The organism is Hyella patelloides LEGE 07179, from assembly GCF_900659865.1.
Lineage (GTDB): Bacteria > Cyanobacteriota > Cyanobacteriia > Cyanobacteriales > Xenococcaceae > Hyella > Hyella patelloides.
In genome coordinates, this window is sequence record NZ_LR214135.1 from 1 (window position 1) to 5,365 (window position 5,365).

Consider the following 5,365-nt stretch of genomic DNA (forward strand, 5'->3'; position numbering starts at 1 on the left):
ACTGAACTATCACCTTTCTCGATCGCGCTGACTATCTTCTCTCGAAAATCCACCGAATAAGCTTTCATTTACGATCTACTTTTACAATGCTTGATTGTCCCACATTTAGATGCAAACCGCTGTATAAATAGGGTCACAAGAAATTACTTGATTTTTTTGACGAGTCATTTCTGCATTAAAACTAGAAGGACCTCCTCCACAATCAAGAATAGATGATTGCAAGTCATCATCGCTAAGATTAAACATCTTCTGATAATCTGCTAATGACCTTCCCCAAGGAACAACATTTTCTAATTTAAAAACCATTTGCTAAAATTTTTCTAATAATAAATATGATTATTCTAAATAAAAAATTATATAGCGTTTAAAAGAATGTTTAACCACATACAATATTTAATTTTGTTTTGTACCACAATATATCATTTAATTGCTACTAAGAAAGAAAACAAACAGCAAATACCCCCAGGAGAATTGATTGATATTGGAGGTTATCGCTTACACTTATACAATAAAGGAGAAGGAAAACCGACTGTAGTGTTAGATCATAGCTTGGGTGGACTTGATGGTTATTTCTTAATTGATGATTTAGCTAAGTTAACCAAAGTTTGTATTTACGATCGTGCTGGCTATGGTTGTAGCGATCGCAGTTTTTTACCTCGCAATAGTGATAACATTACTATAGAATTAGACTTACTTTTAACTAAAGCAAATATTGAACCACCCTTGATTTTAATTGGCGATTCTTTTGGGAGTTATAATATGAGACTTTATGCTCATAAACATCCTGAAAAAGTTACAGGTATTATTTTTGTTGATGGCTTACATGAATCAGCAATGCTAGATATGCCTCTACCAATTATTGCTTTGAAAGCTTTTTTCTTTTCAGGTTTTATTATTTCTATTGTGGGTGCTTTTCTCGGTATTGTGCGTATTTTAGGTAATTGGGGAGTTTTTGAAGTTATTAAACCAGAGCTTAGTAAGTTTGAAAAAACCACTAGGCAACAAGTAAAGCGATCATTTTATCGTTCTCGGCATTGGCTGACAATGGCACAAGAACTGTGGCATCTCGATAAAAGTGGCGAGTATTTAAAACCAGCTAATGACTTAGATGGAATACCAATTATTAATATAAAATCTAAAACTTTCTTGAAAAGAAATATCTTTACTTGGCTATTACCGTTAAAAATAACTGATAGTTTCCGAAATAAAATACACCATGATTTAAGTTTACTATCTACTAATTATAGTCAAATAAATGCTAGTCGTAGTAGTCACTTTGTTTGGACAGATGAACCACAATTAATCGTTAATGCAGTAAAAACACTTTTACACTCTTTAAAATAATTTTAGAGAAAAACGCTAAAAAAACTTAGAAAAATTCTATATTTGGCTAGTACTATAAATAATAAACAGTATCGAAAATTTGAAGGTTCTCGGTAGTATCAGCGATATGACTATAAGTAATTTTGGTATGATTACCAAGAGAAATAATATCTCCAGAATGCAAATGATGTAGTGATGTTTTTACTCCATTAACTAAGATACCATTTTTACTTCTTTGTCTTTGACCTTTACCGTCAATTATCCAATAAGCATACTTATTATGATGATCTTTATCTCTTAACCAAGCGATAGTAGCATGATGACGAGACACCAACTTATGGTTAATTACTAAAGAACATTTAGGATTGCGCCCAATAGAAAAAATATTAACATTAAGAGTAATAGTTTTTCTGGATTCAAAAGACTCAACGATTAAGATGGGTCTTCCTGTTGAAGTATTTATTCTTTCTTGCCTCATTATCCTGTCTATCTACTTCTTTGACGATCTCTGCTGTCCAGATTTTAATCTAAAAAAATATTTTTAACATCAGGTAAATCATGTAATAAATAATCTCTATTTTGGAAACTCTACAATAAGTTAACTACTATCTCTGAAGGTCTGATAAATACTATTTTACAATCTACTTTCTCAAAAAAAATTAATCTTATAAACTAGCTTTTTCAGAAGTAAAATTAATTAAGTAACTCCTTAATCTCCATTGTTACATTAGCAAATTAGTTGTCAAAAAAGCGATCTCACCTAATCTTAATTTTGGCTAATTATGATTTATCATTACAACCAAAAGGATAATCAGAATAGTAAGTAGATTCTGTTTTACCAAACCAACTGTAACGATTATCTCTCACCTGCTCATAAGTGCGATCGCCAATCCATTTCATTCCTGGTATACTGCGATAAGCTGCCACAAAAGCATCTCCTAAAGGCAATAATCTCCCAATTTCTTCGGCTGCACTACTACCTTGCCATCGTCTTTCGGTTTGCTGACCATCAATCAAAATCATCCCCATCTGACAATCTCGATCGGTGATGTCAAATTGTTCTAATGTAGCTTCATCTTGCATGGGTACATAGTCAAAAATCTGACCGCGATCGAACTTTGCTAATAGCTTGGTAAAAGTTACACAAAGGTTGCAATTGCCATCGTAAATAACATGATAGTTCATGAATAATTTATTCCTGTTCTTTATTTTGTGCGATAATTCTTAAAGGATATTTTAAGATTTGTTATATCTTATTAAAATAATGAGCGAACCAGCTAACGAAAAACCTTTAGTAGAACAAGCCTCTGCTAGTAGCGAAAAAACTCTAGCGGAACAAGCTCCTTCTAGTTACGAATGTCGCGCCTGTGGTTACGTATACGAACCAGCAAAAGGAGACAACCAAAATAATATTGAGTCAGGGACGCTTTTTACAGATTTACCCGATGCTTGGCGTTGTCCTGTTTGCGGAGTACCCAAAAGCCAATTTATGGACATTGGTGGAGTAGGCGCACCTTCAGGATTTGCCGAAAATTTAGATTATGGATTTGGAGTTAATCGTTTGACTCCTGGTCAAAAGAACTTGCTTATTTTTGGTGCGTTGGGTTTGGGTTTCTTATTTTTCCTCAGTTTATACGGTCTTAGTTAATTTAGACATCAGGTATAAAGAAACTTTTTTAGTTGAGGAACAAGAAAAGTAAATAGTATTCTAACTTGGCAAAAACCCAGTCATTAATTCTTAGAGACTCCGCTTTTAAACTACGGAGTTTTTTAGGGTTTAATGGCAATTTATCAAAACCTCTTTAAATGGAAAATTATAGTAGAGACCATATGAAACAATTACTGAAAAAATTGCAACAAGTAGTGGCATTAGTCGCTGTTTGTGTATTTTGTATTAGTTGTAGTGAAGTTCCATCCCTCAGTAGCAATCCTTGGAAAGTTCTAACTTTACCTACGGAATCCATTTTTGCTGATATCGCGTTCGTAGATAATTCAGATCGCGGTTGGCTAGTTGGTACTCAAGCAACTCTGTTTGAAACCAATGACGGTGGTAACAATTGGGAACAAAAAACCATTGATTTGGGCGATGCAAAAATTGCCTTTGATGCAGTTAGTTTTTCTGGTCAAGAAGGTTGGATTGTGGGAAAACCTTCTATCTTACTGCACACTGATGATGGTGGTACTACTTGGTCTAGAATAGCTTTAAGCAGTAAACTACCAGGAAGCCCAGATGGTATTATTGCTTTAGCTGATAATACGGCTGAAATGGTTACTGATTTAGGTGCTATCTATAAAACGACCGATGGTGGTAAAAACTGGAAAGCCTTAGTCGAAGGTGCAGTAGGGGTAGCTCGTAACATTACTCGTTCTCCTAATGGAGAGTATGTAGCAGTTTCTAATAAAGGGAACTTTTACTCTACCTGGACACCAGGAGATACAGAATGGACTCCTCACAATCGTAACTCTTCTCGTAGACTACAAAATATGGGCTTTGACCAAAGTAGTAACTTATGGTTGTTAGCTCGTGGTGGTGTAGTACAGTTTAGTGAAACTGGAGACGAAGGAGATTGGGGTGAAGCGATTTATCCTGAATTTTCTGCCAGTTGGGGTTTATTAGATGTGGGTTATCGTACTTCTGATGAACTTTGGGTTGCAGGAGGTAGCGGAAACTTACTTTATAGCTCTGATAATGGTGAAACTTGGCTCAAAGATAGAGAGATTGAAGACGTTCCTTCAAATCTCTACAAAGTAGTCTTTAATTCTCCAGAACAAGGCTTTGTGCTGGGGGAAAGAGGTTATCTACTTAAATACGAACCCAACTCAGAAGCAGCTTAATTCTCTTGCATAGTTGTGGGAGAACCATTTAGTTGCGTATTATGTAAAGTATGTTAAATAACTTTTAAGGAAGGAGAAAATAAATTATGGCAGGTACTACTGGCGAAAGACCATTTTCCGATATTATCACTAGTATCCGTTATTGGGTAATTCACAGCGTCACTATCCCGATGCTGTTTATTGCCGGCTGGTTTTTTGTAAGTACTGGATTAGCTTATGATGCTTTCGGTACTCCTCGCCCTGATGAATACTATACTCAAGACCGTGTAGAATTACCTATTCTTAGCGATCGCTTTGAGGCAAAAGAGCAAATCAAAGAGTTTAATCAATAAGACGAGCGATCCCGCACTTAACATAAGCGTTTACACTGTTTAGTTTTGTGCAAATGGGGCGTACCAGCTAGCCCCTTGGGAATACGTGAATAGTAACAAAATAATTTAGGTGACATAAAAATGACAAACAGTCCTGCTAATCAACCCGTATCTTACCCCATCTTCACTGTTAGATGGTTGGCAATACACACCCTTGCAGTACCTACGGTATTTTTCTTAGGTGCGATCGCAGCTATGCAGTTTGTTCAAAGATAAAAATTAATCATCATGGATAGAAACACCAATCCCAATAGACAACCCGTAGAACTTAATAGAACTTCCCTTTACTTGGGATTGCTTCTAATTGCAGTTCTAGGCGTTCTTTTCTCTAGTTATTTCTTTAATTAATTAGAAATCAAAATCATCATTTTACTAATCATTATCCCAGTAGGAGGAAATAATAATGTTCGCAGAAGGAAGAATCCCTTTATGGATTGTAGCTACTGTAGCTGGCTTAGGCATAATCGCTGTTGTTGGAACTTTTTTCTATGGTTCTTACGTAGGTGTCGGCTCTTCTATGTAATTTAAAAATAGAAAGTTCATCTGTTTTAAACCGCCTGTTTATCATTAATAAGCTGGCGGTATTTTTTTGAGAGTAAGAAATAAGGCAATACTGTTCGGTTAGTATCTCAAGTTATTTTGTCCGCCCCCTAAATCCCCCAATCCTGGGGGACTTTCACAAATATAACTCCCTCAAAGTTGGGGGCTGGGGGGCTTAACCGAACGGTATTGAGAAATAAGGAAGTACTCCCATCCCGCTACAAGATTATATCAATTCTCATTATCTGCTATCAAAAATTGTCTTATAAATTGCTGAAAAAACTAAATTTACTATT

At 35.4% G+C, this 5,365-nt stretch carries 9 protein-coding genes and 1 pseudogene; 7 read left to right on the forward strand and 3 right to left on the reverse strand.

From position 1 onward, the window contains the following. Positions 1-123 precede the first annotated feature (123 nt). A pseudogene (locus tag H1P_RS30640) lies at positions 124-306 on the reverse strand (SAM-dependent methyltransferase); the annotation flags it as partial. 66 nt (positions 307-372) lie between these two features. On the opposite strand from H1P_RS30640, the gene H1P_RS30645 reads away from it, so the two are divergent. Next, positions 373-1,344: an alpha/beta fold hydrolase gene (locus tag H1P_RS30645; protein ID WP_144874877.1), complete on the forward strand. Its 972-nt coding sequence runs from the start codon at positions 373-375 to the stop codon at positions 1,342-1,344. A 52-nt stretch (positions 1,345-1,396) separates the two neighbouring features. Here H1P_RS30645 and H1P_RS30650 read toward each other — a convergent pair whose 3' ends face one another. Both H1P_RS30650 and H1P_RS30655 read right to left on the reverse strand, forming a co-directional pair. Continuing rightward, positions 1,397-1,801, reverse strand: coding sequence for an FHA domain-containing protein (locus H1P_RS30650; RefSeq protein WP_144874879.1), 405 nt, complete (start codon positions 1,799-1,801; stop codon positions 1,397-1,399). 302 nt (positions 1,802-2,103) lie between these two features. Continuing rightward, the gene (locus H1P_RS30655; protein WP_144874881.1) at positions 2,104-2,508 is read right to left on the reverse strand and encodes a thiol-disulfide oxidoreductase DCC family protein; all 405 of its coding nucleotides are present in this window, start codon (positions 2,506-2,508) and stop codon (positions 2,104-2,106) included. Positions 2,509-2,587: 79 nt separating this feature from the next. On the opposite strand from H1P_RS30655, the gene H1P_RS30660 reads away from it, so the two are divergent. The 6 genes from H1P_RS30660 to H1P_RS30685 all read left to right on the forward strand — a co-directional run bounded on the left by H1P_RS30660 (position 2,588) and on the right by H1P_RS30685 (position 5,052). Further along, the gene (locus H1P_RS30660) at positions 2,588-2,971 is read left to right on the forward strand and encodes a rubredoxin (RefSeq protein WP_144874884.1); all 384 of its coding nucleotides are present in this window, start codon (positions 2,588-2,590) and stop codon (positions 2,969-2,971) included. A 182-nt stretch (positions 2,972-3,153) separates the two neighbouring features. Next, positions 3,154-4,158 carry a photosynthesis system II assembly factor Ycf48 gene (locus H1P_RS30665; protein WP_144874886.1) on the forward strand — a complete coding sequence of 335 codons (1,005 nt, stop codon included), beginning with the start codon at positions 3,154-3,156 and terminating at the stop codon, positions 4,156-4,158. A gap of 86 nt (positions 4,159-4,244) precedes the next feature. Further along, the gene (psbE, locus tag H1P_RS30670; RefSeq protein WP_144874888.1) at positions 4,245-4,490 is read left to right on the forward strand and encodes a cytochrome b559 subunit alpha; all 246 of its coding nucleotides are present in this window, start codon (positions 4,245-4,247) and stop codon (positions 4,488-4,490) included. Between the two features lie 120 nt (positions 4,491-4,610). After that, positions 4,611-4,745 carry a cytochrome b559 subunit beta gene (psbF, locus tag H1P_RS30675; protein WP_144874890.1) on the forward strand — a complete coding sequence of 45 codons (135 nt, stop codon included), beginning with the start codon at positions 4,611-4,613 and terminating at the stop codon, positions 4,743-4,745. 12 nt (positions 4,746-4,757) lie between these two features. After that, positions 4,758-4,877 (forward strand): photosystem II reaction center protein PsbL, encoded by a 120-nt coding sequence (gene psbL, locus H1P_RS30680; protein ID WP_144874892.1) that lies wholly within the window; start codon positions 4,758-4,760, stop codon positions 4,875-4,877. Positions 4,878-4,932: 55 nt separating this feature from the next. Beyond that, the gene (locus H1P_RS30685) at positions 4,933-5,052 is read left to right on the forward strand and encodes a photosystem II reaction center protein J (protein ID WP_144874894.1); all 120 of its coding nucleotides are present in this window, start codon (positions 4,933-4,935) and stop codon (positions 5,050-5,052) included. The last annotated feature ends 313 nt before the right edge of the window (positions 5,053-5,365 follow it).

Coding starts and splice junctions, on each gene's coding strand:
- psbE (WP_144874888.1), top strand. CDS start 4,245: ATGGCAGGTACTACTGGCGAAAGACCATTTTCCGATATTATCACTAGT.
- H1P_RS30650 (WP_144874879.1), bottom strand. CDS start 1,801: ATGAGGCAAGAAAGAATAAATACTTCAACAGGAAGACCCATCTTAATC.
- H1P_RS30655 (WP_144874881.1), bottom strand. CDS start 2,508: ATGAACTATCATGTTATTTACGATGGCAATTGCAACCTTTGTGTAACT.
- psbF (WP_144874890.1), top strand. CDS start 4,611: ATGACAAACAGTCCTGCTAATCAACCCGTATCTTACCCCATCTTCACT.
- H1P_RS30665 (WP_144874886.1), top strand. CDS start 3,154: ATGAAACAATTACTGAAAAAATTGCAACAAGTAGTGGCATTAGTCGCT.
- psbL (WP_144874892.1), top strand. CDS start 4,758: ATGGATAGAAACACCAATCCCAATAGACAACCCGTAGAACTTAATAGA.
- H1P_RS30660 (WP_144874884.1), top strand. CDS start 2,588: ATGAGCGAACCAGCTAACGAAAAACCTTTAGTAGAACAAGCCTCTGCT.
- H1P_RS30645 (WP_144874877.1), top strand. CDS start 373: ATGTTTAACCACATACAATATTTAATTTTGTTTTGTACCACAATATAT.
- H1P_RS30685 (WP_144874894.1), top strand. CDS start 4,933: ATGTTCGCAGAAGGAAGAATCCCTTTATGGATTGTAGCTACTGTAGCT.